20 protein-coding genes are annotated in these 26,437 nt (G+C 63.0%); 9 read left to right on the top strand and 11 right to left on the bottom strand.

The features are described 5' to 3' along the window. Positions 1–13: 13 nt before the first annotated feature. Together X750_RS160685 and X750_RS160690 are read right to left on the bottom strand one after the other, a co-directional pair. Complete coding sequence (locus X750_RS160685) at positions 14–1,021, bottom strand: ABC transporter permease subunit (RefSeq protein WP_023669492.1); 1,008 nt, start codon at positions 1,019–1,021, stop codon at positions 14–16. Between the two features lie 47 nt (positions 1,022–1,068). Beyond that, complete coding sequence (locus tag X750_RS160690; RefSeq protein ID WP_023669491.1) at positions 1,069–2,667, bottom strand: ABC transporter substrate-binding protein; 1,599 nt, start codon at positions 2,665–2,667, stop codon at positions 1,069–1,071. 476 nt (positions 2,668–3,143) lie between these two features. Between X750_RS160690 and X750_RS160695 the strand changes: the two genes are divergently transcribed. Together X750_RS160695 and X750_RS160700 are read left to right on the top strand one after the other, a co-directional pair. Next, entirely contained in the window at positions 3,144–5,135 is a 1,992-nt protein-coding gene (locus tag X750_RS160695) for a long-chain fatty acid--CoA ligase (protein WP_023746668.1), read from the top strand. 28 nt (positions 5,136–5,163) lie between these two features. After that, positions 5,164–5,871, top strand: a complete 708-nt coding sequence (locus X750_RS160700) for a 50S ribosomal protein L11 methyltransferase (protein WP_031242494.1) — start codon at positions 5,164–5,166, stop codon at positions 5,869–5,871. Positions 5,872–5,955: 84 nt separating this feature from the next. Here the strand turns inward: X750_RS160700 and X750_RS160705 are convergent, their stop codons facing one another. The 3 genes from X750_RS160705 to pgi form a co-directional block, all read right to left on the bottom strand. Beyond that, positions 5,956–6,177, bottom strand: coding sequence for a hypothetical protein (locus X750_RS160705; protein WP_156932359.1), 222 nt, complete (start codon positions 6,175–6,177; stop codon positions 5,956–5,958). A 69-nt stretch (positions 6,178–6,246) separates the two neighbouring features. Then, entirely contained in the window at positions 6,247–6,978 is a 732-nt protein-coding gene (locus tag X750_RS160710; protein ID WP_023688783.1) for an HAD family hydrolase, read from the bottom strand. Beyond that, the gene (gene pgi, locus X750_RS160715; protein WP_245271802.1) at positions 6,975–8,582 is read right to left on the bottom strand and encodes a glucose-6-phosphate isomerase; all 1,608 of its coding nucleotides are present in this window, start codon (positions 8,580–8,582) and stop codon (positions 6,975–6,977) included. Before pgi ends, X750_RS160710 begins: the two co-directional genes overlap by 4 nt. 464 nt (positions 8,583–9,046) lie before the next feature. Between pgi and X750_RS160720 the strand changes: the two genes are divergently transcribed. Beyond that, complete coding sequence (locus X750_RS160720; RefSeq protein ID WP_023669484.1) at positions 9,047–10,540, top strand: PLP-dependent aminotransferase family protein; 1,494 nt, start codon at positions 9,047–9,049, stop codon at positions 10,538–10,540. A 206-nt stretch (positions 10,541–10,746) separates the two neighbouring features. After that, the gene (locus tag X750_RS160725; protein ID WP_023746664.1) at positions 10,747–12,351 is read left to right on the top strand and encodes a trimethylamine methyltransferase family protein; all 1,605 of its coding nucleotides are present in this window, start codon (positions 10,747–10,749) and stop codon (positions 12,349–12,351) included. Positions 12,352–12,368: 17 nt separating this feature from the next. Here X750_RS160725 and X750_RS160730 read toward each other — a convergent pair whose 3' ends face one another. From X750_RS160730 to X750_RS160740, 3 genes are all read right to left on the bottom strand, one after another. Next, complete coding sequence (locus X750_RS160730) at positions 12,369–12,767, bottom strand: hypothetical protein (RefSeq protein WP_023725813.1); 399 nt, start codon at positions 12,765–12,767, stop codon at positions 12,369–12,371. Positions 12,768–12,843: 76 nt separating this feature from the next. Beyond that, complete coding sequence (locus tag X750_RS160735) at positions 12,844–14,325, bottom strand: FAD-dependent oxidoreductase (RefSeq protein ID WP_023746663.1); 1,482 nt, start codon at positions 14,323–14,325, stop codon at positions 12,844–12,846. 332 nt (positions 14,326–14,657) lie between these two features. Continuing rightward, positions 14,658–16,463 carry an IlvD/Edd family dehydratase gene (locus tag X750_RS160740; RefSeq protein WP_023712598.1) on the bottom strand — a complete coding sequence of 602 codons (1,806 nt, stop codon included), beginning with the start codon at positions 16,461–16,463 and terminating at the stop codon, positions 14,658–14,660. Between the two features lie 143 nt (positions 16,464–16,606). Here X750_RS160740 and X750_RS160745 point away from each other — a divergent pair, with 143 nt between their 5' ends. Then, the gene (locus X750_RS160745; RefSeq protein WP_023712599.1) at positions 16,607–17,065 is read left to right on the top strand and encodes a carbon monoxide dehydrogenase subunit G; all 459 of its coding nucleotides are present in this window, start codon (positions 16,607–16,609) and stop codon (positions 17,063–17,065) included. 17 nt (positions 17,066–17,082) lie between these two features. Here X750_RS160745 and X750_RS160750 read toward each other — a convergent pair whose 3' ends face one another. The 3 genes from X750_RS160750 to X750_RS160760 form a co-directional block, all read right to left on the bottom strand. Next, on the bottom strand, positions 17,083–18,273 hold the full coding sequence (locus X750_RS160750; protein ID WP_023703517.1) for an Mrp/NBP35 family ATP-binding protein: 1,191 nt from the start codon (positions 18,271–18,273) through the stop codon (positions 17,083–17,085). A gap of 78 nt (positions 18,274–18,351) precedes the next feature. After that, the gene (locus tag X750_RS160755; RefSeq protein ID WP_023703518.1) at positions 18,352–19,356 is read right to left on the bottom strand and encodes an inorganic phosphate transporter; all 1,005 of its coding nucleotides are present in this window, start codon (positions 19,354–19,356) and stop codon (positions 18,352–18,354) included. Between the two features lie 3 nt (positions 19,357–19,359). Further along, positions 19,360–20,001: a DUF47 domain-containing protein gene (locus X750_RS160760; RefSeq protein WP_023673429.1), complete on the bottom strand. Its 642-nt coding sequence runs from the start codon at positions 19,999–20,001 to the stop codon at positions 19,360–19,362. Positions 20,002–20,159: 158 nt separating this feature from the next. Here X750_RS160760 and X750_RS160765 point away from each other — a divergent pair, with 158 nt between their 5' ends. From X750_RS160765 to fdhF, 4 genes are all read left to right on the top strand, one after another. Further along, complete coding sequence (locus tag X750_RS160765; protein WP_023688790.1) at positions 20,160–21,059, top strand: LysR family transcriptional regulator; 900 nt, start codon at positions 20,160–20,162, stop codon at positions 21,057–21,059. 194 nt (positions 21,060–21,253) lie between these two features. After that, the gene (locus X750_RS160770) at positions 21,254–21,733 is read left to right on the top strand and encodes a formate dehydrogenase subunit gamma (protein WP_023738147.1); all 480 of its coding nucleotides are present in this window, start codon (positions 21,254–21,256) and stop codon (positions 21,731–21,733) included. Further along, positions 21,730–23,286 carry an NADH-quinone oxidoreductase subunit NuoF gene (locus tag X750_RS160775; protein ID WP_023738146.1) on the top strand — a complete coding sequence of 519 codons (1,557 nt, stop codon included), beginning with the start codon at positions 21,730–21,732 and terminating at the stop codon, positions 23,284–23,286. The genes X750_RS160770 and X750_RS160775 overlap by 4 nt, the downstream gene beginning before the upstream one ends. Positions 23,287–23,296: 10 nt before the next feature. Then, on the top strand, positions 23,297–26,209 hold the full coding sequence (fdhF, locus tag X750_RS160780; RefSeq protein ID WP_023746662.1) for a formate dehydrogenase subunit alpha: 2,913 nt from the start codon (positions 23,297–23,299) through the stop codon (positions 26,207–26,209). Positions 26,210–26,437 lie beyond the last annotated feature (228 nt).

The raw sequence follows: 26,437 nt of genomic DNA, 5'->3' as shown, positions 1-26,437 counted from the left end.
GTCGACTGGCTCATCATGCCGCCCTGATGCGCGGGTTGATGACGGCATAAAGCACGTCGACGATCAGGTTCACGGCCATGACGATAAGGGCGATCAGCAGCAAGCCTGACTGCACGACGACATAGTCGCGCTTGGATATGGATTCGACCATCCACTTGCCGATGCCCGGCCAGGCGAAGATGGTTTCTGTGAGAATGGCGCCGGCGAGCAGGGTACTGACCTGCAGGCCGATGGTGGTGACCACCGGGATCAGCGCATTGCGCAGCGCATGCACGCCGATGACGCGGGACGACGACAGGCCCTTGGCGCGGGCGGTCCGCACATAGTCTTCGCCCAGCACTTCGAGCATGGCCGAGCGCGTCTGGCGCGCGATCACCGCCAGCGGGATGGTGCCGAGCACAATTGTCGGCAGCACCAGGTGGCTCAATGCCGAGCGGAAAGCATCCCATTTGCCGTAGAGCAGGCTGTCGAGGGTCAGGAAGCCGGTGATCGGCTTGATAAAGAACTGAAGGCCGATGCGTCCTGAAACCGGGGTCCAGCCGAGATAGCCGGAGAAAAAGATGATCAGCAGCAGACCCCACCAGAAAATCGGCATGGAATAGCCGACGAGGGCGGTGCCCATCAGCCCCTGGTCGAACCAGGAGCCGCGTTTGACCGCAGCAATGATGCCGGCCGGGATGGCCAGCACCATGGCGAAGATCATGGCGAAGACTGAGAGCTCGATGGTTGCCGGGAAGAGCGTCATGAAATCTTCGATGACCGGCCGCTTGGACGAAATCGACACGCCGAAATTGCCGGTCGCGGCATCGCGGACATAATGCGCGTATTGCTGCCAGATCGGCAAATTGTAGCCGAACTGTTCCTTCAGTTCCGCGTAACGCTCGGGCGACACGCCATGCTCGCCGGCCATGGCAAGAATGGGATCGCCGGGCAGCAGCCTGACGAAAGCGAAGGCGCAGATGGTGATGCCGATCAGCGTCGGCAGCACCAAGACGATTTTGTTTAGGAGATATCGGAGCATCTTGAAAAGCGGGCGGCGCCTGATTGCGCGCCGCCCGCCTAACAGTTCTATTCGGCCTTGTCGACGCCGTCGAAGCGATGAATGCCGAGCGGGTCCATCATGAAGCCGCTGACATTCTTGCGCACGACTGCGTAGACCTGGCTGTGTGCCATGAGGAAGGCCGGAGCCTGCTTCTGGAAGACAACCTGCGCCTCTTCATAGAGCTTGGTGCGTTCGGCCTGGTCGCTGGTCTTCTTGGCCTTCTGGATCAGATCCTCGAAGTCCTTGTCGCACCAGCTGGAGTAGTTCGACACGCCGATGGCCGAGCAGGCGAACAGCGTGGCGAAGAAATTGTCCGGATCGCCATTGTCACCGGTCCAGCCGATCTGGAAGGCGCCCGGACGCTCCTTCTTCTTGCCTTCTTCGCGGTACTTCGTCCACTCGTAGCTGACGATCTCCGCCTTGACGCCGACCTTGGCCCAGTCAGCCTGGATCAGTTCGGCGGCGCGCTGGAAGTTCGGGTTGTAGGGACGGACGCGGTCGGAGGCCCAAAGCTGGATCTCCTTCAATCCGGCATCGGCCAGCACCTTCTTGGCGGCTTCCGGATCATAGGCGTCGGACTTCACGTCCTTGTTCCACGACCACATGGTCGGCGGGATCAGGTTTACGGCCGGCGTGGCGCCGGCGTCCTGGAACAGCGACTTGATGAGCGATTCCCGATCGATCGCCTGGTTGAGCGCATGGCGCACTTCAGGCTTGTCGAGCGGCGGGATGGTGGTGTTGTAGCTCATATAGCCGATGTTGAGGCCAGCCTGATCCATCAGGGTCACGTCGGCGTTGGCCTTGATCGTGCCGATGTCGGCAGGATTCGGATAGGGCGCGATATCGCATTCGCCGGCGAGCACCTTCTGGATGCGGGCGGTGGCGTCAGGCGTGATCGCGAAGACGAGATCGTCGATCTTTTCCTTGCCCTTGAAGTAGTCCGGGTTGGCCGCATAGCGGATGACCGAATCCAGCTGGTAGTCGACGAACTGGAACGGACCTGTACCGACCGGCTTGGTCGAGAAGTCGGCCATCTTGCCGTCTTTTTCCAGCTGGTCGGCATATTCCTTCGACACGATCGAGGCGAAGTCCATGCCGAGATTGGCCAGCATCGGCGCGTTCGGCTCGGTCAGCGTCAGCTTCACGGTCAGGTCATCGACCTTTTCCCACTTGGCGACGTATTTCGGCATGTCCATGCCGGTGTAGTAGTCCCAGGTCAGGTTCGGCAGGTACTTCTCGCCGTTCCAGGGGTTTTCCTTGTTGAACTGGCGATCGAACGAAAAGACGACGTCGTCGGCATTGAAATCACGCGTCGGCTTGAAGAAATCTGTCGTCTGGAACTTCACGCCCGGATGCAGGTGGAAAGTATAGACCAGGCCGTCGTCCGAAATCTCCCATTTGTCGGCGAGACCGGGCACAACTTCGGTGCCGCCATGCTTGAACTCGACCAGGCGCGAATAGACGGTGCGCGACGAGGCGTCGAAGTCGTTGCCGCCCGTCGTGGTACCCGGGTCGAAGTTGGCCGGCGAGGCCTCCGAGCAATAGACCAGCGTCTTGGCATTGGCCACACCGCCGAGGACGCTTGCAGCCAGCAACGCGGCTGCAAAAGTCAGTTTCTTTTTCATTGAGCACTCCCTGATGTTCTTCCAAGCCCCTCTATAGGCTCGCGAAGCGCGCATATAAGCACCGTTTTTCCGGCTTTGGAACACCCTGTTTGCCTACCCCACCGTAAGCAGAAAATATTTCTCGGTCTTTGACGAACTGCAGAAACAAATAGCAAAATCTGCTAATCACGGGATTGTTAACGACCGCATTTTTTCATTGATCGCAGCAATCGTAAGCCAAAAATCCACAAGCCTGGGTTTCGCCACCGACACGACAGGACGGCATTGCCGAGCCGGCGTCGCGGGAAGGATTTCGACGGCAAATCTTTGCCGTCCTGCCGCTGGGGCAAGACTTGCACGGCCGCCGATAGTCGCAATAGATAGGTGACACGCTGGATTTTCCGGGAATCCGCGACATCGCTGCAGCGGAGGACGCCTCACCACATCGAGGCGGCGCAGCATGGAGCAGGCAACAGAACGACTGAGGGAGGCTAGAGGTGGCGAAAGCAACAAAGACAACGGCCCCGGCGAAAGCAAAAGCGGCGAAAGCTTCAAAACCGGCCGCCGCTGCCGCCAAGTCGAAAGCGCCACCGGCCAAAGCCACTCCCGCCGTCAAGCCAACGGCAATCTCGACGCCGGCGAAGGCAAGCGCCAAGCCGGCGGCGAAACCTGCGGTCAAGCGCGCGGCGAAGACAGCACCTGCTGCAAAGCCCGCCCAGCCGCCAGCCGCCAAGACAGCCGCGGCGAAGCCCGCCTCGAAGCCGTCGCCGGGCGCGGCCAAAAAACTGCCGAATACGCTGACGGCGCTTGCCGCGGGCTTGCCGGAAAAGCCATGGCTAAAAAGCTATTCGAAAGTCGTGCCGGCGGAGATCGGCGCCCTGCCCTACAGTTCGATCGGCGACTTCCTCGTCGGCGCCTGCAAGCAGTTTTCCGGCCAGCCGGCATACGTCTGCATGGGCAAGTCGATCTCCTATGCCGAACTCGAGCGGCAATCGGCCGCTTTCGGCGCTTATCTGCAATCGAAGGGCCTGCAGAAAGGCGCACGCGTGGCGCTGATGATGCCGAATGTGCTGCAATATCCGGTGGCGATGATGGCCGTGCTTCGCGCCGGCTATGTCGTGGTGAACATCAATCCGCTCTACACGCCGCGCGAGCTCGAACACCAGCTCAAGGATTCCGGCGCGCAGGCGATCGTCATTCTGGAGAATTTCGCCAGCACCCTGGAGGCGGTGATTGCCAGGACGGCGGTCAAGCATGTGGTGGTCGCGGCGATGGGCGACATGCTCGGCGGCCTCAAGGGCACGCTCGTCAACCTCGTCGTGCGCCGGGTGAAGAAGATGGTGCCGGCCTGGTCGCTGCCCGGCCATGTCAAGTTCAATGCGGTGGTGAAAGCCGGCGCCGGCATCGCCTTCAAACCGGCCAAGATGGAGGCCGGCGACATCGCCTTCCTGCAATATACCGGCGGAACCACGGGGATTTCCAAAGGTGCTGTGCTGCTGCACTCCAATGTGCTGTCCAATGTCGCGCAGAACACGCTATGGCTGCAGGACGCCTACGCGATCAAGCCGAAACCGGCGCATCTCAACTTCATCTGCGCACTGCCGCTCTACCATATCTTCGCGCTGACGGTGAACGCGCTGATGGGCATGCAGCAGGGCGCCCAGAACGTGCTCGTTCCCAACCCGCGCGACATTCCCGGCTTCGTCAAGGAGCTGCAGAAATACCCGATGCACATTTTCCCCGGCCTCAACACGCTGTTCAACGCGCTGCTCAACAACGAGGATTTCCGCAAGCTCGACTTCAAGCCGCTGATCATGACGCTGGGTGGCGGCATGGCGGTGCAGAAGGGGGTTGCCGAGCGCTGGAAGGCGCTGACCGGCAATTCGATCACCGAGGGCTACGGGCTGTCGGAGACCTCGCCGGTGGCGACCGCCAACAAGTTCAGCGACAGCAATTTCACCGGCACGATCGGCCTGCCGCTGCCGTCGACCGAGATCGTCATCCGCGACGATGACGGCAACAACCTGCCGCTCGGCGAGGTCGGCGAGATCTGCATTCGCGGGCCGCAGGTCATGGCCGGTTACTGGAACCGGCCGGACGAGACCGCCAAGGTGATGACCAAGGACGGCTTCTTCAAATCCGGCGACATGGGCTTCATGGACGAGCGCGGCTACACCAAGATCGTCGACCGCAAGAAGGACATGATCCTGGTCTCCGGCTTCAACGTCTATCCCAACGAACTCGAGGAAGTCGTCGCCCAGCATCCGGGCGTGCTCGAAGTGGCGGCGGTCGGCGTGCCGGACGAGCATTCGGGCGAGGTGCCGAAGCTGTTCGTGGTCAAGAAGGACCCGGCGCTGACCGTCGAGGCACTGACCGCCTATTGCCGCGAGAACCTGACCGGCTACAAGCGACCCAAATACATCGAGTTCAGGACCGAGCTGCCGAAGACGCCGGTGGGCAAGATTTTGCGCCGGGCGCTGCGGGAATAGTTTGAACGGCGAGCCTGGCGACGGCGGGATGGCGGACGATAGTCGGCGTCCCGATGCAGTAGTGTTCATCAAGGCGAACCTGCGGCTTGCGCCCGTTCCCGCCCTTCGTGAAATCCAGCTCTATACGGCTCATTCCGGCAGCGGCCTGAGGCGGCTTGTCGAGTGGCGAGTTCATGGACCGGAAGACGGCAGCCAAACCAAGGAGCACGAAGCTGAGCCGCAGCCGCCCTACTGGGCCTATGCCTGGGCCGGCGGCGCCGTGCTTGCGCGCTATATACTCGACCATCCGCAAAGCGTGGCCGGCCGCCGCGTGCTCGACCTCGGCGCCGGCTCGGGCCTTGTCGGCATCGCCGCCGCCAAGGCCGGCGCCAGCGCGGTGATCGCGGCCGAGATCGACCGCAACGGCGTCGCCGCGATCGGCATCAATGCCGCGGCCAACGGCGTCGAGATCACCATTGTCGACAAGGACATCACCACAGGCCCGCCGCCGGCCGTCGACCTCGTGCTTGCCGGCGACGTGTTCTACGGCCGCGAGGTTGCTCTGCGGGTGATCCCGTTCCTCGACCGCTGCCTGGCAGCCGGCATCGAGGTGCTGGTCGGCGATCCCCGCCGCGCCGACCTGCCGCTGTCGCGGCTACGATTGCTCGCCGAATATCAGGTGCCGGATTTCGGCGACGCAAAGGGTGATGTGACCAAGCCGAGCGGTGTGTTTTGGTTCGAGCCGGAAGATTGCTAGCGCGACGCGGCAAAGCCCAGTCGCTCTGAATGGCCGGATTCTACTCATTGTGGACAAACCTCAAGGGGCAGAAAATAGATTGGATTAGCCGTTGATAGGAGAAGTCGAATGGCGTGGATTAAAGTTGTTCAACATATCGGCTTCATAGTTTGCCCAAAGTGCGAAAATCGCGGCTTCGAGCTTCAGCCTGGCGAAGACATCGATAACGCAAGCGCCAAGATCAGGTGCGGCAAATGCGGGTACGTTTGCTCTGCTGATGAGTAGCCCACTATGTCCGAAAACAAACCAGAAGCTCCATAGTTTCATGGCTGCTTCCCCCAACTCGGCCATTGGCGGGGAAATCCCGAGCCGAATTGAGTTTGCCCCAGGCCCCCGTCAGACCGTCTCCTTGACCCGCGCCGACAGAAAGTCCGGCAAGTCGGCAACCGAATCCAGAACGACATCGGCGATCGACGCCAGCGATTCCCGCGTGCCGGTGCCGGAGAGCACGCCGACCGCCAGGCCGCAGCCGCCGGCACGCGCCATCTCCAGGTCGTGGCGGTTGTCGCCGACCATGGCGATCTCGGACGCCTTCAACCCGGTCAGGTCGCAAAAGGCGACGATCGTGTCCGGCGCCGGTTTCGGATTGGCGACCGCGTCATAGCCATAGGCGGCGGTGAACAGCTGCGCGACGCCGAGCGTGACCATGGTCTTTTCGGCACCGGCAGTCGAATCATTGGTGGCGACGCCGAGCCGGTAGGATCGCTTGTGCAGAGCCGTCAGCGCCGCGACGATGCCGGGCAAGGCCACCGCCATCGATGAGCCTTGCACCGAGGTGATCTCGTTGAAACGGGCGACGGCCAGCATCTGGTCCTCGTCGGACAGGCGCGGGAACCATAGTTCGACGACATCCATGTTGGTGCCCGAGGCGAAGATGGAATCCGGCTTGAAACGCTTGGCGACAAAATCGAAGCCCGCCGCTGAAAGCAGCCTGTCGGCTTTCCAGCGATCGCCCTCGGCAGCATCCATGGCCATGAAATCGGCGATGCCGAGCCAGGTCGCGTTGAAATCGACAAGCGTGCCGTCCTTGTCGAACAATATGCCCTTGATGTCGGCCGGATTTTTCATTGCGCCCCCCGCAGTTGCTGGATGCGCGCCACCAGCCCGGCCGTCGATGCGTCGCGCTTGGCGGCGCTCTCCTTGCCTTCCACGACTGGCAACAGGCCGGTCGCCAGCTCCTTGCCGAGCTCGACGCCCCATTGGTCGAAGGAATTGATGTTGAACAGAGTGCCTTCGACGAAGACGCGGTGCTCGTAAAGCGCGATCAGCCGGCCGAAGGTGCGCGGGTCGAGCTTGCGGTAGAGGATCGTCACCGATGGGCGGTTGCCGGAGAAGACGCGGTGCGGGGCTATTCTGTCGACATCGGCCGGCTTCATGCCCTTGGCCAGCATCTGCGCGCGCGCCTCGTCCAGCGTGCGGCCCTTCATCAACGCTTCCGATTGGGCCAGGCAATTGGCAAGCAGTAGATCGTGCTGGTGCTTGAGATCAGGCTCATGGCCGACGGCAGCGGCAAGGAACTCGACCGGGATGAAATCGGTGCCCTGGTGCAGCAGCTGGAAGAAGGCGTGCTGGCCATTGGTGCCGGGCTCGCCCCAGACCAGCGGTCCGGTCGGCGTCGTCACCGGCGTGCCGTCGAGGGTGACGCCCTTGCCGTTCGATTCCATGTCGAGCTGCTGTAGATAGGCCGGCAACCTGGACAGTCGCTGGTCATAGGGGATGACGGCACGCGCCGGATAACCGCAGATCACGCGATGCCACCAGCCGACCAGCCCAAGCAGCGCAGGCAGGTTCTTCTGCAGGGGTGCGGTGCGGAAGTGCTCGTCCATCTCATGCGCGCCATCGAGGAAGGCGCGGAAGTTGCGCGGGCCGATGGCGATCATCACCGGCAGGCCGATGGCGCCCCACAGCGAATAGCGGCCGCCGACCCAGTCCCAGAAGCCGAACACGCGATCCGCTTCGATGCCGAACTTGGAAACCAGGTCGAGCGCGGTCGAGACGGCGGCGAAATGCTTGCCGACTGCTTCCTTGCCGAGCGCCTTCTGCACCCATTCGCGTGCCGTCTCGGCATTGGTCATCGTCTCAACCGTGGTGAAGGTCTTCGAGGCGATGATGAACAGGGTGGTTTCGGCCGACAGGCCCTTCAGCGTGTCGTGGATATGGGCGCCGTCGATGTTGGAGACGTAGTGCGCGCGCGGGCCGTCGTGATAGGGCGCCAGCGCCAACGTCGCCATGGCCGGGCCGAGATCGGAGCCGCCAATGCCGATGTTGACGATGTCGGTGATTTTCTTGCCGGTGGCGCCGGCGGCCTTGCCGGAGCGAATGGCATCGGCGAAGGCGCCCATGGCGTCGAGCACGGACAGCACATCCGCCTTGACGTCCTGGCCATCGACCGTGACGCCCTTGCCCGAGAGGTTCCGTAGCGCCGTGTGCAGCACGGCGCGATCCTCGGTGATGTTGATCTTCTTGCCGGAAAACATTGCGGCCCGGCGACCTTCGAGATCGGCGGCGGCGGCGAGCTTCTCGAGCAGTTCCATCGTGCGCTGGTCGACCGCGCATTTCGACCAGTCGAGCAAAAGGTCGCCGTCGCTGGCCGAAAATGTCTCGAAGCGCTTGGGGTCGGCGGCAAAAGCCTCGCGCATCGTGCCCGATGCCGCCGCGCGCGCAGCACGCAAGGCGACAAGCTGTTTGTCGAAGGAGGAATGATCCACTGCCGGCTCCTGATCGTTTTTTCACGACATCTTATCAGACCGGATGTTTCCGGCGCGTGTCGTCGGGGTGACGTTATCGAGCCGAATTCCGCATGTTTCAATGCGTGGGGATGACGCAGTGCAGCATAGTGCGATGTGATGGAGCTACGACGCTGCGCGTCGCGCTTGATGATGTGATGGGAGTAGCGACGACGCTTCGCATCGCGCTGGGGATAATGAGGCGCGACGACGCTGCGCGTCGCGCGGGCGTCCGCGCTGCGGGATGACGCAAGCGTCACCCGGGGATGCGACGACGCTGCGCGTCGCGCATAGATCACTGGCATAAATCCCAGCGATCAGAAAAATTGATTGGCGCAACCCCTTGTGCCACGGTTACCTTCCGCTGGTCCAGCCAAGCAAAAAAGACTGGCCATCGAGGAACACCTTCCATGCCACAGCGTAACGACACGGCCATATGGTCCGGCCTGTTCCGGATTTCGGCGGAATCGGGCCAGACCCTGCAGGCGCAGATCCGTCAGGCGATCGTCGCCGCCATTCTCGACCGGCAGATTGCCGCTTCGATGCCGCTTCCGTCCTGCCGCATCCTGGCTGAAAAACTCGGCGTCGCGCGCGGCACTGTGGTGCTGGCGTTCCAGCAATTGGTCGATCAGGGTTTCCTGGTGGCGCGTGAACGGCGCGGCCATTTCGTCAATCCGGATGTGCTGGCCACCCCGGCCAAGCCGCACCAGAAGGCGCCCGACCAGCAGAACGAGATCGACTGGAAGGCACGCCGGCAGATCGCCGCCAGCGACATGCCGCCGCCGGCCAAGCACGACAACTGGATCAAGTCGTCCTACCCCTTCGTCTATGGCCAGTTCGACCCGGCGCTGTTCCCGACCGCCGAATGGCGTGAGTGCAACCGCATGGCGCTGGCCGTGCTCGAAATCCGCAACTGGGCCTCCGACATGGTCGATCGTGACGATCCGCTCTTGATCGAGCAGATCCAGGCGCGGCTGTTGCCGCGGCGCGGCATCTTCGCCAATCCGGACGAGATCATCGTCACGCTGGGCGCCCAGAACGCGCTCTATATGCTGGCGACACTGCTGATGACAAAGGGCTCCAAGGTCGCGATGGAAGACCCGGGATACCCCGACGCGCGCTCGATCTTCCGCTTGGCAGGCGCCGAAATCCAGCCGGTTCCGGTCGATCAGTCCGGCATCGTCACCTCGTCCATTCCCAACGATTCCGGCTTTGTCTTCGTCACCCCCAGCCACCACTGCCCGACCATGGTGCCGCTGTCGGCGGAGCGGCGGCAGGACCTTCTGGCGCGCGCCAACCGCCACAACCAGATCATCATCGAGGACGGCTATGACAGCCAGCTTCTCGACGAGGCGCCGCAGCAGGCGCTGAAGAGCCTCGATCGCTCGGGTCGCGTCGTCTATGTCGGCTCGATGTCGAAGACGCTGGCTCCGGGCCTGCGGCTTGGCTACATCGTCGCTTCGGCTGGACTAATCTCCGAGCTCAGGGCGCTGCGTCGCTTCATGCTCAGGCACCCGCCGGCCAACAACCAGCGCGCGGTCGCGCTGTTCCTGTCGCTCGGCCATCACGAAGCCCTGGTGCGGCGGCTGTCGTCGGCCTTCGACGAGCGGCGCAAGCGTCTGGTCCATGCGATTTCCGCATTCCTGCCGGAATGGCGCTCGACCGATTCGGCCGGCGGCACATCGCTCTGGCTGGAAGGCCCGCGTGGCACCGATTCACGTGGACTGGCCGAGGCCGCGGCCTCGCGCAGCGTCATCATCGAGCCGGGCGATCGCTTCTTCGATCGCACCGAAAAGCCGTCGCGTTTCATGCGCTTGGGCATTTCCTCGATCGCACTGCAGCACATCGAGCCGGGTATTCGCGAGCTCGCGACCGCAGCCGGACGCAGGCCCGCTGCAGCCTGATTTGCCTGTGCCGGGGCTTTGAACAGCCCGGCCCTTGGCATGATCACCAACATTCTGCATTAGCTCTCTGGCATACTCGGCTGCGTTGACTGGCCCATAGGCTGGGCCAATGGCAACGGCATAGTCGGCTGACAGAGGGACGAAGCAGGCCGACGGTGGACCGATCACCGCGTCGTGTTTCGCAAGCTAAAGGTGGAGTGCCCCCCATGTCAGTGGCTGTTGAGAAGCAGGATGCGGCTCCTAAAGATACATCAGCCGACCAGCGTTCGCGCCGATCCGGCGGGCGCGAAGCGCGCCGCGCCATGCGCGCCGCACCGCTTGCCGACGATATCCGGCCGGTGCGCGCCGGCCTCGAAGGCGGCAGCTACGGGCCGCTCAACCAGAACGACCAGGAGCGCATCCATGAAGCGGTGCTGACGCTGCTGGAGACCGTCGGCTTCGCCAATGCCATTCCCTCCTGCATCGAGGCGCTGACCGGGGTCGGCGCCGTCTATGGCGATGACGGCCGCATCCGTTTCCCACGTGGGCTTGTGATGGACACGATCAAGAAAGCGGCGAGGAATTTTATGCTGCACGGCCAGGACCCCAGGCATGACATGCTGATCCAGGGCAAGCGCGTGCATTACGGCACGGCGGGTGCGGCGGTGCATCTGGTCGATGTCGAAAAGCGCGAATACCGCGAGTCGCTGGTGCAGGACATTTATGATGCCGCTCGCCTCGTCGAAGGGCTCGACAACATCCATTTCTTCCAGCGGCCGATGGTGCCGCGCGACATTCCCGATCCGCTCGAAATGGACTTCAACACGCTCTACGCCTGCGTGATGGGCACGTCGAAGCATGTCGGCACCTCGTTCACGGTGCGCGAGAACGTGCAGCCGGCGCTGGAAATGCTTTATGCGATCGCCGGCGGCGAGGAGAACTTTCGCGCCCGGCCGTTCGTGTCGAACTCCAATTGCTTCGTCGTGCCGCCGATGAAGTTTGCCGAGGACGCCTGCGGCGTGCTCGAAGCCTGTGTCGAAGGCGGCATCCCGATCCTGCTGCTATCGGCCGGCCAGGCCGGCGCCACCGCTCCCGCGGCGATTGCCGGCACTGTGGTGCAAGCGGTGGCGGAAGTGCTGGTCGGTCTCATCTATGTCAACGCCATCAAGCCGGGGCATCCGGCGATCTTCGGCACCTGGCCGTTCGTCTCCGACCTCAGGACCGGCGCCATGTCGGGCGGTTCGGCCGAGCAGGCCGTGCTGACTTCGGCCTGCGCGCAGATGGCGCAGTTCTACGATCTGCCGGGCGGTTCGGCCGCCGGCATGACGGATTCGAAACTGCCCGACATCCAGTCCGGCTATGAAAAGGGGATCACCGACGTGATGGCCGGTCTTGCCGGCCTCAATCTGGTCTATGAATCGGCAGGTATGCATGCCTCGCTGCTCGGCTTTTGCCTGGAGAGCCTGATCATAGACAATGACATGCTGGGCCACTGCCTGCGCTGCGTGCGCGGCATCGAAGTGACCGACGAAGCGCTGTCGATCGACACCATCACCGAAGTCTGCATGAATGGCCCAGGCCACTATCTCGGCAACGAGCAGACGCTGCGCCTGATGCAGACCGAGTATTTTTATCCGGCCGTCGGCGACCGCTTTTCGCCCAAGGAATGGAACGAGAAGGGCCGGCCCGACATCTTGCAGCGGGCGATCATCGAAAAGAAGCGCGTGCTTGCCGAGCGGTTCCCGCGCCATGTGCCGAAGCTGCTCGACGACAAATTGCGCGCCCGCTTCGGCGAGATGATCAAGCTGCCACGCAGCGGCATGGGCGGGTAAGCTTCACCTTACGTATGTCAATCCGCACTTAACCCAAAGCGCTCGACGACTTCGGCGCTGATCAGCTTGCCATGCAGCGCCATCAACACGATCTGGGCATCCAGGCTGTCGCCGGTTTCAAGCGCAGCCTCGATGCGGCGCTCAGCGTCCAGCCGCCGCTCCGGCCCATTGGCCTGCTCGAAGGTTTGTGGGCCTGCGATGCAATAGCCAAACAGCTGCGCCACGGACCGGTAGGCGTCCGGCGGCGGCTCGTCCGGCCAATAATCCTTCATCAAATTGACGATGGTGAGCTTTACCCCCTCAGGGACAAGCGCCGGATGCAGATCGGCGCCGCGCAGCGCGGTGTCGAGTTCCCGCAAATCGCCGGAGCGACCGAACATGCCGAGGAAACCGATTGAAGAGCGCCGTTTAGTCACGTTGATACTTTCCGTCCGATAGCCGACCACTCATATATGGGAATGTAGGATCGTTTTTCATCGCCCTTGCGGAGTCTCAGGCAAGCCAGGCGTCGAGCCCGAATTCCCGCTGCAACAGGTCTTCCGCACTTTCCAGCGCGCCCTCGATCCAGCCGTGATTGTTGGACCACGCTTCGCCACAGACATGAATGCCCGGAGCGAGCGTATGGCTCGCCAGTTTTATACCGGAGATATCTATGCCACGGTCCCAGACATGCGACGCGCCGCCATAGGCCGGCGCACCCCAATCCTGCGCAAACCCGCCGATGGGTTTCGAGATGGCGCCGTGTTTGCCATGGACTTCGACCATCTGGCCGTGAAAGGCCTCCAGCGCGGAATGTCCCTCGGCCAAAACCGCAAAGCCGTGGCGCCGAGCGAGCTCAGGCAGCAGTGAGCGCCAGAATACCATGTGCTTGCCATCGCAATAGGCCATGGCGACGCTCCGACGAATCGTCGCGTCGCGAGCGTCCGCTTTTGTGAACTGCCATATCTGGCGAGCCGGCAGATCGGTCACGCTGTGGCCGGCCGCGATGCCGTTTCGAGCCCACCACGGGCTGGCATAGCAGGCGGCCAGCGTGAGCATCGGCCAGGGTTCCGGTGCCGGCAGATCGCTGGGCTGCTCGATGCCGGACTTTTCCAGCAGGGTCCGCAGGGGGCGGACCGGTAACGCCAGCACGACCTTGCGCGCCTCGACCGTCCCGCCCTGCCCCTCGACAGACAAGACCATCCCTTGCGCCGAGCGGGCGATGGCGGTCACGGTGTGATCGAGATGGACGGCGCCGCCGCTGACAGCGATCCGCCCGGCCATTCGCTCCGCAACCGGCTGGAACCCGCCATCGGGGGAACAATAGGAGCGGCCGCCGCTCAGCTCGCCGAGCGCAAGCCTGAACGTCTCGGCGGCGTTGGGTCCACGCAGGAGCAACGAATAGCCCACCGCGTCCTCGGCAAAAGCCATTTCCTCCGGGGTCAAGACCGTCGCCAGCACATCCCAAGTCGCCCAATCCGCCAGCTTGCGGCCGCCATAAACGAAGCCTGCGGCGCCGTTCCATTCGGCGCTGCCGAAGGCCTCCGAACCCGGCAGGATCAGTGCTGCCGCCTTTCGCAGCAGGCGGGACGGGCCTTTTTCCTGCAGCCGACGCGTCACGTCATAGGCAAACAGGCGGCGCGGCGCAAAGCGCGATATAGCGGCGTAGGGCAGGCTCCTACCGCGCAGATGGAGCCGGTTGGCGCCGGTGACGACGTCCATACCCGACAGCTTTACATCCAGCGTCGCCATGAGTTTTTTGAGTAGCCGATGTTGCGGCATCAGCATCATCGCGCCGAGATCGATGCCGAAGTTCGGCTCTCCGGGAAATGAGACCGTGGAGGCCCGACCGCCGACGCGACCGGCGGATTCGAAAACAGCGATCCTTGCGGGCTTTTCACTTTGGGACAAGCGCCACGCCAGGAAGAGACCGGCCATGCCCGCGCCGACAATAGCAATGTCGACCGGGGCAATGTCGATCGGGCTAGGCGGCAAGGATACGCCCGTGGCGGAAAACCATCATCATGGACGACTCTCTGGACCCCTCTTGATTTCGTGTCAAAAAACCCGAAACTGACGAGGACTGCAATGTCATACTGACAGGTGGGATCAGTTGGCGTGCGAGCAGTGATCTAAAACGGGCAACGGGTCCTATGAAGAAACAGTATCACACACCAGTCATCCGCAAGGCAGGACGACTCTCCGGCATCACAGCCATCGCCGCTTCGTCCGGCCCGCCGCCACCCTGAGGCCGCCATCCAAACAAGCTTACGCCAAGGCTTTCATGCCGGCCCGATCAGGCCGGCATTTTCATATCAAGCGGGTGCTTAGTGATTGTCCCTCGGCACGCCGCTGGTGTGCGCGACGTCCTGGTATTTCACCGCCGGCTTCAGCACCATGCCCTCCGAGAACTGGTCGACCATGGAGCGCTGGATTTCCTGCCATGGCGTCTGGTGCTTGGGATAGTGGTAGCCGCCATCGTCCTGCAGTTCGGCACGGCGGCGCGTGATTTCCTCGTCGGTGACGAGGATGTTGGCAGTGCCTTTGCGTAAGTCGATGCGCACACGGTCGCCGGTCTTGAGCAGCGCCAGGCCGCCGCCAATGGCGGCTTCCGGGGAAGCGTTGAGGATAGAGGGCGAGCCCGATGTGCCCGACTGGCGGCCATCGCCGATGCAGGCCAGCGCGTGAATGCCCTTCTTGATGAGATAAGCGGGCGGCTGCATGTTGACCACCTCGGCGCCACCGGGATAGCCGATCGGGCCGGCGCCGCGCATGAACAGGATGGTGTGCTCGTCGATGCCTTGCGCCGGATCGTCGATGCGGGCGTGGTAGTCCTCCGGCCCGTCAAAGACCATGGCGTTGCCTTCGAAGGCTTCCGGGTCGTTCGGGTTGGAGAGATAGCGCTCGCGGAATTCCGGCGAGATGCCGCTCATCTTCATGATTGCGGAATCGAACAGATTGCCGCTGAGATTGATGAAGCCGGCATTGGCCTTCAGCGGCTCGGCGACGGTGCGGATGACGTCGGTGTTCTCGTTGGCGACACCCTTGCAATTGTCACCGATAGTCTTGCCATTGACGGTCATCGCTTCGGGATAAGGCAGCAGCTTGGCCTTCATCAGTTCGGCCACCACAGCCGGCACGCCGCCGGCATGGTGATAGTCCTCGCCGAGATATTCGCCCGATGGCTGCAGATTGACGATGAGCGGCACATGGAGGCCGACCGTCTGCCAGTCGTCATTGGTGAGTGGCACGCCGAGATGGCGGGCAATCGCGTTGAGGTGGATCGGCGCGTTGGTCGAGCCGCCTATCGCCGAATTGACGACAATGGCGTTCTCGAAGGCCTTGCGCGTCATGATGTCGGACGGCTTCAGATCCTCATGCACCATCTCGACGATGCGCTTGCCCGTCTCATAGGAGATCTGGCCGCGCTCGCGATAGGGCGCCGGGATGGCAGCCGAGCCCGGCAATTGCATGCCGAGCGCCTCGGCCAGCGAGTTCATCGTGGTGGCGGTGCCCATGGTGTTGCAATAGCCGGTCGACGGCGCCGATGAGGCGACGATGTCCATGAACTCGTCATAGTCGATCTCGCCGGCGGAGAGCCGCTGGCGCGATTCCCAGACGATGGTGCCGGATCCCGTGCGCTTGCCTTTGTGCCAGCCATTGAGCATCGGTCCGACCGAAAGTGCTATGGCCGGAATATTGACGGTGGCCGCCGCCATCAGCAGCGCCGGCGTGGTTTTGTCGCAGCCGATGGTCAGCACGACGCCGTCGAGCGGATAGCCGTAAAGCACTTCGACCAGGCCGAGATAGGCAAGGTTGCGGTCGAGTGCCGCGGTCGGGCGTTTGCCGGTCTCCTGGATCGGATGGCACGGGAATTCGAAGGGGATGCCGCCCATCGAGACGATGCCTTCGCGCACGCGCTTGGCGAGTTCGATATGGTGGCGGTTGCACGGCGACAGATCCGAGCCGGTCTGGGCGATGCCGATCAGCGGCTTGCCCGACATCAACTCGGCCCGCGTCAGGCCGTAGTTCAGGTAGCGCTCGAGGTAGAGCGCGGTCATGCCTGGATTGTCGGGATTGTCGAACCACTCCTGCGAGCGAAATTTCTTCTTTCCGGTGGGGGCGCCTGCCATCATGGTCTCCGTATTTGTAAGACAAATCGATATGGCAACGCGCGGAAGCAGGCAAGAGGGCGCACCGTCGCAACCGGACTTTGGTGCGATAGACACAGACCAGACCGTGCGTTAGGCCTTCGAAGTCTGTCCGGGAGGTGTCGATGGCTTTGGTGATCGAAGGCGAGGAACGCATTGCCGCCCCCCTGCAGAAAGTGTGGGACGCGCTGAACGATCCGAAGGTTTTGCAGGCGACCATTCCCGGCTGCCAGCACCTGGAGATGAAATCGCCGACCGAAATGGCGGCGACGGTGGTGTTGAAGATCGGACCGATCAAGGCGACATTCAACGGCGAGGTGACATTGAAGAACCTGAAGCCGCCGCACTCCTACACCATCCAGGGCGAGGGCAAGGGCGGTATTGCCGGCTTCGCCAAGGGTGGCGCCGACGTGACGCTGACGGCGGACGGGCCGGATGCGACGGTCCTCAAATACTTTGCCAAAGCCGAAGTCGGCGGCAAGATCGCCCAACTCGGCAGCCGGCTCATCGAATCGACTTCGAAGAAGCTGGCCTTGCAGTTCTTTTCAAGCTTTGGCGAGAAGGTGGGTTCCCCTCCCCCTTGAGGGGAGGGATATCCGAGCTACTCGAACACGATGTTCGGCACCGCCGCTTCGGCCGCGCCGCGTTCTTCGTTGACCCGGTCCCAGACCTTCGAAGCAATGCCGCGATAGATCTTCGCCTCGGCGCTGTCTGGCTTCGACGCCACCACCGGAGCACCTTCATCAGAACTTTCGCGAATGCCCATTTCCAACGGCACTTCGCCGAGGAAAGTCACGCCGAGGCGCTCGGCCTCGCGCCGCGCCCCGCCATGGCCAAAGATGTCGTAGCGCTTGCCGGTATCGGGGGCGATGAAATAGCTCATGTTCTCGACGATGCCGAGCAGCGGCACGTCGACCTTCTTGAACATATTCAATCCTTTGCGGGCGTCGATCAGCGCCAGGTCCTGCGGCGTCGAGACGATGACGGCGCCGGCCAGCGGCACCTGCTGGGCCATGGTCAGCTGGGCGTCGCCGGTGCCGGGCGGCATGTCGACGACGAGCACGTCGAGGCGGCCCCATTCGACCTCGCGCAGCATCTGCGTCAGCGCCGACATCACCATCGGACCGCGCCAGATCATCGGCGTCTCCTCGTCGACGAGGAAGCCCATCGACATCACCTTAAGGCCGTAATTCTCCATCGGTTTCAGGATCTTGCCGTCGACGGTCTGCGGCCGGCCATGGATGTTGAGCAGCCTGGGCATGGACGGGCCATAAATATCGGCATCGAGCACGCCGACACGCAAACCGTTGGCGGCGAGGCCAAGCGCGATGTTGACAGCGGTGGTCGACTTGCCGACGCCCCCCTTGCCGGACGCCACCGCGATGATCGCCTCGATTCCGGGCACGCCGCGCTTGCCCGAGCTTTGCGAGGCCGAGGCGTGCGGGGCTGGAGTGTGTGGAGCTGGGCGCGGCCCGCCTGGCGCAGCCGGCGGTGCGGGCCTGGGCGCGGGACGCGACGCAACCGGAGCCTCCATGCCGCCGCCCTTCTTCTCCGCCGTCAGCGCGACGACGGCGCCGGCGACACCAGGGATCGCCTTGACGACACGCTCGGCTGCAGCGCGCAGCGGCTCCATCTCCTGTGCGCGGGCGGCGGGAACGGTGATCGAGAAAAACACTTTCGAATCGGCGATGAAAATCTCCGAAACCATGCCGAGGTCGACGATGTTGCCGGTGAAGTCCGGCCCGTTGACCGTCTTCAGACGCTCGGTGACGATTTCCTTGGTGACGGACATGCATTATTCCCTAAGGCGTTTGGCTGCGGCTCAGATAGTGCAGATTGGCAGCGACTCCAAGCACCACCGGTGTCCGCCTCACCCTGCCAGGCCAACCGCTAGGTAGGTGAGCGCCGAAATTGCAGCCGTGGCCGGCAAGGTGACGATCCAGGCGATGACGATGTTGCCGGCAATGCCCCAGCGCACGGCCGAGACGCGGCGGGCGGCGCCGACACCGATGATGGCCCCGGTGATGGTATGGGTGGTCGACACGGGGACGCCGAGCCAGGTGGCGGCAAACAGGGTGATGGCGCCGCCGGTCTCGGCGCAGAAGCCCTGCATCGGATTCAGCCGGGTGATCTTCGAGCCCATCGTGTGAACGATGCGCCAGCCGCCGAACAAAGTGCCGAGCGCCAGTGCTGTCTGACAGGTGAGGACGACCCACAGCGGCACGTAGAACGTCCCGCCGAGCATACCTTGCGAATAGAGCAGCACGGCGATGATGCCCATGGTTTTCTGGGCGTCGTTGCCGCCGTGCCCTAGCGAATAAAGCGAGGCCGAAAAGAACTGCATGACGCGGAAGGTGCTGTCGACGGCGAACGGTGTCTGGCGCACGAACAGCCAGGAAACGGCCAGGATCAGGACCAGCGCCAGAACAAACCCTGTCGCCGGCGACACGACGATTGCGGCGACCGTCTTGCCAAGCCCGGTCCAGACGATGGCGCCGGGCCCAGCCTTTGCAACGCCGGCGCCGACGAGCCCGCCGATCAGGGCATGCGAACTGCTGGACGGGATGCCGGCAATCCAGGTGACGATGTTCCAGACGATGGCGCCAACGAGCGCCGAGAAGATCACCGCCGGCGTGACGATGCTGACGTCGACGATACCTTTTCCCACAGTTTCAGCCACGTGAAGGCCGAAGAACATGAAGGCGATGAAATTGAAGAAAGCCGCCCACAGGACCGCATATTGCGGTCTCAGCACGCGGGTGGAGACGATGGTGGCGATGGAGTTCGCTGCATCGTGCAGGCCGTTGAGAAAATCGAAAAACAGCGCGACGGCGACAAGGCCGATCAGCACGGGAAAGGCGATGGTGGCTTCCATTGCCTAAACGTTCTCGATGACGATGCCGCTGATCTCGTTGGCGACGTCCTCAAAGCGGTCGACCACCTTCTCCAGCTGGCCGTAGATCTCCGAGCCGATCAGGTAGGCCATCGGATCGCTGCGGCCATGCCGCTTGAACAGGTCCTTCAATCCCTGCTCATGCAGATCGTCGGCGCGGCTTTCGACGCGCATCACCTCTTCGGCGATGGCGTTGAGGCGTACCGTGTGCGTGCCGACCTTGCTGAGCAGCGGGATTGCTTCGGCAACCAGCCTGGAGGCGGCAACGATGACGCCGCCCATCTCCTGCATCAGCGGGTCGAATTCCTTCTTTTCGAACAGCTTCACCGTCTTGACGGTCTTGTGCATCATGTCGATGGCGTCATCCATCGACTGGATCAGGTCCTTGATGTCGCCGCGATCGAAGGGCGTGATGAAGGAACGCCGCACCGCCAGCAGCACTTCGGCCGTGATATGATCGGCCTCGTCCTCGAGATCGATGATCTTCTGGCACCAACGATCGATGTCCTTGCCCTGCAGGAGCTGCTCCAGCGCCTCGGCGCCGCCGACCACGGTGCGGGAATGCCGTTCAAAGAGGTCGAAGAAGCGATCTTCGCGCGGCAAAAGCTTGCGGAACCAGCCCAGCATGTCCGATCTCCTCGTATTCCATCCAACCACATAGCGCCGTGTTCGGCCGGGGGAAACAGCCAGCCGGCCCAAAGATGTGGATGCATGGCCAATTGCGGGTAGAGCTTGCGGCGAAAGGCAATTTCCCCGACCTTGCGCGCAACGAACGGACGGATGGTATGATCGACAAGCTCGAATTCTTCATCGCGCTGGCCAAGGAGGAGCATTTCGGCCGGGCGGCGGAAGCGTGCGGCGTCACGCAGCCGACCTTGTCGGCCGGGATCAAGCAGCTGGAGGGCCAGCTCGGCGTCATGCTGGTCAATCGCGGTTCGCGCTTTCAGGGGCTGACGCCGGAAGGCAAGCAGGTGCTGGTGTGGGCGCGTCGCATCGTCGGCGATTCCAGGACCATGCGCGAAGAGATGCGGGCGGCGCGACATGGCCTGTCCGGGCGTATCCGTATTGCCGCCATCCCAACCGCCCTCGCCATGGTGGCGCGGCTTACGACGCCATTTCGCGAGAAGCATCCGGGCGTCACCTTCTCTATCCTGTCGCGCACCTCGATCGAGGTGTTGTCGCTGCTCGGCAATTTCGACGTCGATGCCGGCATCACCTATCTCGACAACGAGCCTCTCGGACGGGTGACCAGCGTGCCGCTCTATGACGAGCGCTACCAGCTGATCACGGCGGTCGGAAATCCCTATTCGGATCGCGACAAAGTGACATGGGCCGAAATCAGCCAGCTGCCGCTCTGCTTGTTGACGCCGGACATGCAGAACCGCCGCATCATCGACCAGCATCTGGCCGAGGCCGGCGTGCAGGTGCGCCCGACACTGGAATCCAACTCGATGATCGTGCTGTTCTCCCACATACGGACAGGCAAATGGTCGTCGATCATGCCGCTCAACCTGGCGGAAACATTCGGTTTTTCCGAGCCGATCCGGGCCATTCCGATCGTCGAACCGGATGCCAGCCACACGGTCGGGCTGGTCGCCGCGCCGCGCGAACCGCACACGCCGCTGGTGCAGGCGCTGCTGGACGAGGCGATGGCGCTGGCAGACGATTTCCGCGCCAATCGCTGAGCTAGTCATAACTGGTCAATCGGCACGATAGAAATTTTCTATCGTGCAACGAAACCGCTTTATTGATTTCAGAGGTTTTCTCTGATTTCTTAAGCACTTAGCGATTAAGCGGCGTAGGCATGTCGTTGTTCCAAAACCGCTTCATGCTTTTGGACGATTATATGCATCGATCGCTACGATAGGGAGGGCGCTGCGTGACGATGCAGCCTGCAAGTACCGAGATACAGTCGCGCACGGCGGCGATCATCCAGGAGTTGAAGGGCCTCGAAGGCCCCCTGCTGCCGATCCTGCACGAGATCCAGGAAGAATTTGGCCACGTGCCGCAGGACGCCGTGCCCGTCATCGCCGATGGGCTGAACCTGTCGAGGGCCGAAGTGCATGGCGTCGTGACCTTCTATCATGATTTCCGTGCCCGGCCGGCTGGCCGGCATGTGCTCAAGCTCTGCCAGGCGGAAGCCTGCCAGTCGATGGGTTCGGATGCGATCGCCGCAAAGGTCAAGCAGTTGTTGGGCATCGATTTCCATGAGACCACCCGCGACGGATCGGTTACGCTTGAGCCTGTCTATTGCCTCGGGCTGTGCGCCTGTTCACCGTCGGCGATGCTGGATGGTGAGGTGATCGGGCGGCTCGATGACGAGAAGATCGAAGAGATCGTCGCGGAGGTACGCTCATGATCCCGCGCATCTACATTCCAGGTGACTCCGGCGCGCTGGCGCTCGGCGCCGAAAAGGTCGCCAAGGCTGTTCGTGCGGAACTGGCTGAACGGGGCGTCGAGGCCAAGATCGTCCGCAACGGCTCGCGCGGCGCCTATTTCCTCGAACCGATGGTCGAGGTCGCGACCGAAAAGGGCCGCGTCGCTTACGGGCCGGTCAAGCCATCGGACGTCAAGAGCCTGTTCGACAGCGGCTTTCTCACCGGCGGGCATCACAAGCGCTGGCTGGGCGCGCCCGACAAAATCCCGTTCCTGGCCAAGCAGACGCGCCTGACCTTTGCGCGTTGCGGCATCAACGACCCGCTATCGCTCGATGCCTACAAGTCACTGGGCGGGCTCAAGGGCCTGCAGAACGCGGTGGCCATGGCGCCGCTCGACATCGTCAAACAGGTCACGGAATCGGGCTTGCGCGGCCGAGGCGGCGCCGGCTTCCCGACCGGCATCAAGTGGAAGACGGTGCTCGATACGACATCTGACCGCAAATACATCGTCTGCAATGCCGACGAGGGCGACAGCGCCACCTTTGCCGACCGCATGATTATGGAGGGCGACCCCTTCGTGCTCATCGAAGGCATGACGATTGCCGGCATCGCCACCGGCGCGACCAAGGGGTTCGTCTATATCCGCTCGGAATATCCGCATGCGGTGGCTGTCATGAACAAGGCTGTCGAGGTCGCCCGCAAGGCAGGCGTGCTCGGCGTCAGCGTGCTGGGTTCGCCCAACGCCTTCGACATGGAAATCCGCGTCGGCGCCGGCGCCTATGTCTGCGGCGAGGAAACTTCGCTGCTGAACAGCCTTGAAGGCAAGCGCGGCGTGGTGCGAGCCAAGCCACCGCTGCCGGCAATCCAGGGTCTGTTCGGCAAGCCGACGGTGATCAACAACGTCATCAGCCTAGCCTCCGTGCCCATCATCATGGACAAGGGTGCTGCCTTCTACAAGGATTTCGGCATGGGCCGCTCGCGCGGCACGATCCCGATACAGATCGCCGGCAACGTCAAATTCGGCGGCCTGTTCGAGGCGGCCTTCGGCATGACGCTGGGCGAAATCGTCGACGATATCGGCGGCGGTACGGCCACTGGTCGCCCGGTGAAGGCGGTGCAGGTCGGCGGCCCGCTCGGCGCCTATTTCCCGCGCGGCCTGTTCGACACGCCGTTCGACTACGAAGAGTTCGCGAAGCGCGACGGGCTGATCGGCCATGCCGGCATCACCGTGTTCGACGACACGGCCGACATGCTGAAGCAGGCGCGCTTTGCCATGGAGTTCTGCGCCATCGAAAGCTGCGGCAAGTGCACGCCCTGCCGCATCGGCTCGATACGCGGGGTGGAGACCATCGACCGGATTGCCGCCGGCATCGAGCCGGAGAAGAACCTGGCTCTGGTCACCGATCTCTGCAACACGATGAAGTTCGGATCGCTCTGCGCGCTGGGCGGCTTCACGCCCTACCCGGTGATGAGCTCGATCACCCATTTCCCCGAAGATTTCAAGCCCGCGCCGGCGCGCGTGGCTGCTGAATAGGAGCTGGCAGATGAATATCAAGGCCGACTTCCCGACACTCATCGAAGAACTCGATTACGGAACCCCGGAATCGAAGGCGCAAAAGCAGGTTACGCTGATCGTCGACGGCCGCAGCATCAGCGTGCCGGAGGGTACGTCGATCATGCGCGCGGCGATGGAAGGCGGGGTCGAGATCCCAAAACTCTGCGCTACCGACATGCTGGACTCGTTCGGCTCCTGCCGCGTCTGCCTGGTCGAGATCGACGGGCGCGGCGGCACGCCGGCATCCTGCACGACGCCCGTCGGCGAAGGCATGGTGGTGCGCACGCAATCCGAGCGGCTCGACGCCATCCGCCGCGGTGTCATGGAGCTTTACGTCTCCGACCACCCGACCGGCTGGGACGAGAAGGCCGGCACCGGCGCCAGCGAGTTCGACGTTGTGGCGAAATCGGTCGGCCTGACCGAGAACCGCTTCGGCATCGAGGGCCGCAACCACGTCAAGCAGGAAAACGGCGTCGCGCCCGGCCATGGCTCGCTGGCGGTCGACTACATCGCCCGCGACGAGTCCAACCCATATTTCACCTATGATCCGGCGCAATGTATCGTCTGCTCGCGCTGCGTGCGGGCCTGCGAGGAGGTGCAGGGCACCTTCGCGCTGACGATCGAGGGCCGCGGTTTCGAATCGCGCATGGTCGCCGGCATGCACGAGGATTTCATCGCCTCAGAATGCGTATCCTGCGGCGCCTGCGTGCAGGCCTGTCCGACCGATGCGCTGCGTGAAAAGACCGTGCTTGAGAAAGGCATGCCCGAGCGCTCCGCCGTCACCACCTGCGCCTATTGCGGCGTCGGCTGCTCGTTCAAGGCCGAAGTGAAGGACGACGAAGTCATTCGCATGATGCCCTACAAGGACGGCAAGGCCAACCACGGCCACTCCTGCGTGAAGGGCCGTTTCGCCTATGGCTATGCCACCCACAAGGACCGCATCCTGTCGCCTATGATCCGGGAAAAGGTCAGCGATCCCTGGCGCGAGGTGAGCTGGGAAGAGGCCATCGCCCATACGGCCAAGGAATTCCGCCGTATCCAGTATCAATACGGCCGCACCTCGATCGGCGGTATCACGTCCTCGCGCTGCACGAATGAAGAGACCTATCTCGTCCAGAAGCTGGTGCGCCAAGGCTTCCGCAACAACAATGTCGACACTTGCGCGCGCGTCTGCCACTCGCCGACCGGCTACGGCCTCGGCCAGACCTATGGCACCTCGGCCGGCACGCAGGATTTCGATTCCGTCGATTTCACCGATGTCGCCGTCATCATCGGCGCCAATCCGGCTTCCGCGCACCCGGTGTTCGCCTCGCGGCTGAAAAAGCGGCTGCGCCAGGGCGCCAAGCTGATCGTGCTCGATCCGCGCCGCACCGAAATGGTCAAGTCGGCGCATATCGAGGCCGACTATCACCTGCCGCTGAAGCCCGGCACCAACGTGGCGGTGCTGACGGCGCTGGCGCATGTCATCGTTACCGAAGGGCTTTTCGACGAAGCCTTCATCCGCGATCGCTGCGACTGGGCGGAGTTCCAGGATTGGGCTTCTTTCGTCGCCTTGCCGGAAAACAGCCCCGAAATCGTGGGCAAGCTGTCCGGCGTCGATCCCGAACTGATCCGAGGTGCTGCACGGCTCTATGCCAAGGGCGGCAATGGCGCGATTTATTACGGCCTCGGCGTGACCGAACACAGCCAGGGTTCGACCACGGTTATGGCTATCGCCAACCTTGCCATGGCGACCGGCAATATCGGCCGCCCGGGCGTCGGGGTGAATCCGCTGCGCGGCCAGAACAACGTGCAGGGTTCCTGCGACATGGGCTCGTTCCCGCATGAACTGCCGGGCTACCGCCACATCTCCGGCGAGGCGGTGCGCGACATCTATGAGACGTTGTGGGGGGTGAAGCTCGACGACGAACCGGGCCTGCGCATCCCCAACATGCTGGATGCCGCCGTCGACGGATCCTTCAAGGGCATCTACATCCAGGGCGAGGACATCCTGCAATCCGACCCTGATACCAAGCATGTCGCGGCCGGCCTGGCGGCGATGGAATGCGTCGTCGTGCACGACCTGTTCCTCAACGAGACAGCTAACTACGCGCATGTCTTCCTGCCGGGCTCGACCTTCCTGGAAAAGGACGGCACTTTCACCAATGCCGAGCGCCGCATCAACATGGTGCGCAAGGTGCTGGAGCCGAAGGCGCGCTATGCCGACTGGGAAGCGACACAGGAGCTTGCCCGCGCGATCGGGCTGGATTGGAACTACCAGCATCCCTCCGAAATCATGGACGAGATCGCCAAAACGACGCCAAGCTTCGCCGGCGTCTCCTTCGATCTGCTCGACCGTGTCGGATCGGTGCAATGGCCCTGCAACGAGAAGGCGCCGCTCGGCACGCCGATCATGCATATCGACGGCTTCGTGCGCGGCAAGGGCAAGTTCATCCGGACGGAATATGTGGCGACCGACGAGCGGACCGGGCCCCGTTTCCCGTTGCTGCTGACCACCGGCCGCATCCTCAGCCAGTACAATGTCGGTGCACAGACAAGGCGCACCGAAAACGTCATGTGGCACTCGGAGGACCGGCTGGAAATCCATCCGCACGATGCCGAGAACCGCGGCCTGCGCGATGGCGACTGGGTGCGGCTGACCAGCCGTTCGGGTGAGACGACGCTGCGTGCGCTGATCACCGACCGGGTGTCGCCAGGTGTGGTCTACACAACGTTCCACCATCCCGACACGCAGGCCAACGTCATCACCACCGACTTCTCCGACTGGGCGACCAACTGCCCGGAGTACAAGGTGACCGCGGTGCAGGTCGGCGCCTCCAACGGGCCTTCGGACTGGCAGCGCGATTATAACGAGCAGGCCGAGCAGAGCCGCCGCATCGCAAAGCTGGAAGCGGCGGAGTAGTCTTGCCACGGCGTTCGACAATAAGAGCTTCAATCTTGACGGTTGGTCGACCCCTACTCCGTCAGGAAGGACGCGAGCTTATGCCGCCTGGCGCCTTTCCTCTCCCTCCGGAGGGGGGAGAGGTGGCGCCGCGAAGCGGCGACGGAGTGGGGGAAGCCGGCCCCGCAACACGCAGCCGTCGAAAGTCGCGCACAACCCAAGGAGCAGGCAAACCGACGCATCTGGGCA

The organism is Mesorhizobium sp. LNJC391B00, from assembly GCF_000502535.1.
Taxonomy (GTDB): domain Bacteria; phylum Pseudomonadota; class Alphaproteobacteria; order Rhizobiales; family Rhizobiaceae; genus Mesorhizobium.
Note: the sequence above shows the minus strand (reverse complement) of the source record. Positions and strands in the feature narration are given on the sequence as shown.

Excerpts from the sequence above, each read along its gene's own strand:
- X750_RS160760 (WP_023673429.1), bottom strand. The coding sequence starts at position 20,001 with ATGCTGGGCTGGTTCCGCAAGCTTTTGCCGCGCGAAGATCGCTTCTTC.
- X750_RS160720 (WP_023669484.1), top strand. The coding sequence starts at position 9,047 with ATGCCACAGCGTAACGACACGGCCATATGGTCCGGCCTGTTCCGGATT.
- X750_RS160685 (WP_023669492.1), bottom strand. The coding sequence starts at position 1,021 with ATGCTCCGATATCTCCTAAACAAAATCGTCTTGGTGCTGCCGACGCTG.
- X750_RS160710 (WP_023688783.1), bottom strand. The coding sequence starts at position 6,978 with ATGAAAAATCCGGCCGACATCAAGGGCATATTGTTCGACAAGGACGGC.
- X750_RS160705 (WP_156932359.1), bottom strand. The coding sequence starts at position 6,177 with ATGAAACTATGGAGCTTCTGGTTTGTTTTCGGACATAGTGGGCTACTC.
- X750_RS160740 (WP_023712598.1), bottom strand. The coding sequence starts at position 16,463 with ATGGCAGGCGCCCCCACCGGAAAGAAGAAATTTCGCTCGCAGGAGTGG.
- fdhF (WP_023746662.1), top strand. The coding sequence starts at position 23,297 with ATGAATATCAAGGCCGACTTCCCGACACTCATCGAAGAACTCGATTAC.
- X750_RS160755 (WP_023703518.1), bottom strand. The coding sequence starts at position 19,356 with ATGGAAGCCACCATCGCCTTTCCCGTGCTGATCGGCCTTGTCGCCGTC.
- X750_RS160725 (WP_023746664.1), top strand. The coding sequence starts at position 10,747 with ATGTCAGTGGCTGTTGAGAAGCAGGATGCGGCTCCTAAAGATACATCA.
- X750_RS160745 (WP_023712599.1), top strand. The coding sequence starts at position 16,607 with ATGGCTTTGGTGATCGAAGGCGAGGAACGCATTGCCGCCCCCCTGCAG.
- X750_RS160700 (WP_031242494.1), top strand. The coding sequence starts at position 5,164 with ATGGCGGACGATAGTCGGCGTCCCGATGCAGTAGTGTTCATCAAGGCG.
- X750_RS160775 (WP_023738146.1), top strand. The coding sequence starts at position 21,730 with ATGATCCCGCGCATCTACATTCCAGGTGACTCCGGCGCGCTGGCGCTC.
- X750_RS160690 (WP_023669491.1), bottom strand. The coding sequence starts at position 2,667 with ATGAAAAAGAAACTGACTTTTGCAGCCGCGTTGCTGGCTGCAAGCGTC.
- X750_RS160765 (WP_023688790.1), top strand. The coding sequence starts at position 20,160 with ATGATCGACAAGCTCGAATTCTTCATCGCGCTGGCCAAGGAGGAGCAT.
- X750_RS160750 (WP_023703517.1), bottom strand. The coding sequence starts at position 18,273 with ATGTCCGTCACCAAGGAAATCGTCACCGAGCGTCTGAAGACGGTCAAC.